The organism is Mycobacterium sp. (assembly GCF_049673265.1).
In the GTDB taxonomy this organism is placed as follows: domain Bacteria; phylum Actinomycetota; class Actinomycetes; order Mycobacteriales; family Mycobacteriaceae; genus Mycobacterium.
Window position 1 is genome coordinate 1 of record NZ_JBATXN010000585.1, and the last position, 2617, is coordinate 2617.

The window sequence follows — 2617 nt, forward strand, 5'->3', positions numbered from 1 at the left end:
AGGGCGCTGACGAAATTTTGGCCGGTTACTTCTGGTACCCGCCGTTGGCCAACATTGCCCGCGAACAGACCACCGAGGCATACGCCAAGGTGTTCTTCGACCGCGACCATGACGATGTGCTGTCCATTTTCAACCCGGAATACGGGATTGACGACGACGTGAGCCATGAGTTCGCGAGCGCACATCAGGGGTTGCCGGGCGCGGATTCCGCGGTGGACGCGGCGCTGCGCCTAGACACTCAGGTCATGCTGGTCGACGATCCGGTCAAGCGTGTCGACTCGATGACGATGGCGTGGGGTCTGGAGGCGCGGGTGCCGTTCCTCGACCACGACTTCGTCGAGCTTGCGGCCACGTGCCCGCCTGAGCTGAAGCTGGCTTCGAATGGCAAAGGCGTGCTGAAGGATGCGTCGCGGGCGCTGCTACCGTCGGAAGTGATCGACCGGACCAAGGGCCACTTTCCGGTGCCGAGCATCCGCCATCTGCACGGCGAGCTGTTGGACATGGTGGTTGACGCGCTGACCAACGATGCCGCCCGCAGTCGCGGGTTGTATCGTGCCGAGAGCGTCAAGGCACTGATGGCCGCACCGAACGAGACGCGGACCAGGCTGGACGCGAACACGCTCTGGCAATTGGCGGTGCTCGAGATGTGGCTGCAGAACATGGAGGTGTAATCCGATGGGACAGCAGGTGCGCGCACTTTACGGCGCATCACTGTCCCCGGACGCCACCGCGTTCGCCCATCTCATCGACGACGGCGGCTATCCACGTGCGGTGCAACGGTTTCTGCGCGGATGGCGGGCGAGTTCGTCCCGCGACGTCGAACTGCCGGTGGAAGGCCCGGTCTCTCGTGTCATCCATTCCGCCGACGGTCAGTGGCTGGCCTGCGAGGTGGCACCCGATGGCGGCACCCGCAGGCAGATCTGGGTCGTCACAACCGATCCGGACGATCGGATGGCCCGGCGCATCGACCGCGAAGAACATGGGACCGCCGAGCTGATCGCCTGGGACGGTGTGCGGGTGGCGGCGATCCTGACCGGCGACGACGGGGTCGGCCGGTCCTGCCTGATCGATCCGGCCGATGGTAGTTGGACGGTCCTGGACAGTCGCTCCGGCGGCCGGCTGGTCGATGCATGGGCCGGGGCATCGCTGATCCGGGTCGGGCCACGGGGCTATCGAGAATTGATCATGCTGCACGGGCAAACCGAAATCGCTTTGCTGCCATACGATCCGGGTTCGACGACCGACAACGGGGTGATCCTCGATGACCACCATCCGCGCCGTCTGCGCCACGGCCAGGATGGCGACCGGACCAAGCTATATCGCCCCGCCAAGACCTACCAAACGAACCGCAGCCGCCCACGGTCGCGGGGTGACCGCTTCGGTCGGGGCTACGTGCGGGCACTGATCCGCAGTGAGAATGGTTGCGAGCATGCCCGGTTGCTCGAGGTCACCGCCACCCAGGACGGCGTCAGCTATTTCGTGGTGGCTGAACGCCCCGACTGTGACCTCGATGAGTTCGTGGTGAGCGACGACCTGTCAACGGTGGCATTGCTATGGAATATGCAGGGCCGCAGCGAATTACAGATCCTCCAGTACTCCGACTACACGCTGGATGAACCGATCCCGTTGCCGGGTATGGTGGCGAGCGAGTTGTCGATAAGCGCGGGTGGCTCGATGGTCGCGATGACCGTCGAGGGGCCGTCGTTGCCGCGAACCGTCGAGTTGGTGGATCCGCGCACGCGCGAATGGGAACCGATCGACCGCGAACCCAGCCGCGGGCCGATCGTCCCCGGTTTCTCGGCCGGCACACGCCCTGAGACGATCACCGCGCGTGATGGGCTGAGACTCAACGCATGGCTGTACCGGCCTGCCGCCGCGAGTACGGGCGCGGTGATTTACCTGCACGGCGGGCCCGAAGGCCAGTCCCGGCCGGGCTACAACGAGATATTTTCCCATCTGGTCAACGACGGGATCACGGTGTTGACACCGAATGTCCGCGGCTCGGGCGGGTTTGGCCGGACGTTCGGTCACGCCGACGAAAAGGAGCGCCGGTTCGCAGCCATCGACGACGTTGCTGACTGTGTGAGTTTCCTCATCGACAACGGTCTGGCCGAACCGCATCGGATCGCCTGCGCGGGCTGGTCGTACGGCGGCTATCTCACGATGGCGGCGATGACGTTTCACCCGGCGTTGTTCGCTGCGGGTATCACCATCTGCGGGATGAGTGACCTCACCACCTGGTATCACAACACCGAGCAGTGGATCGCCGACGCGGCCGACGCCAAGTACGGCCACCCGATCAGCGACCGCGAGCTGCTCGAGCGGCTGTCGCCGCTGCGCCGGGTCGATAAGTTGGCCGCGCCGTTGCTGGTGGTGCACGGCGCCCACGACACCAACGTGCCGGTAAGCGAATCCGAGCAGATTGTCGATGCGCTGCGCGCAGCCGGTCGGAACGTGCGCTACCTGCTTTTCAGCGACGACGGCCACGCGATCATCAAGCGGGAGAACCGAGCTCGGCTGGCCGCGACGATGAGCGAATGGCTCAACACAGCGTTCGGCGCTACCGAGCCGCTTGTCGAGGTGTCATAGACCCGCGAGCAGGGTGTCGGGGTTGAAC

At 65.0% G+C, this 2617-nt stretch carries 2 protein-coding genes; both read left to right on the forward strand.

All coding sequences use genetic code 11. The features are described from left to right. A partial coding sequence (locus WBF82_RS19890; protein ID WP_424384656.1) for an asparagine synthase-related protein occupies positions 1-671 on the forward strand: 671 nt, incomplete at its 5' end. 4 nt (positions 672-675) lie between these two features. Then, positions 676-2589, forward strand: a complete 1914-nt coding sequence (locus tag WBF82_RS19895; protein WP_424384657.1) for an alpha/beta hydrolase family protein — start codon at positions 676-678, stop codon at positions 2587-2589. Positions 2590-2617: the final 28 nt, after the last annotated feature.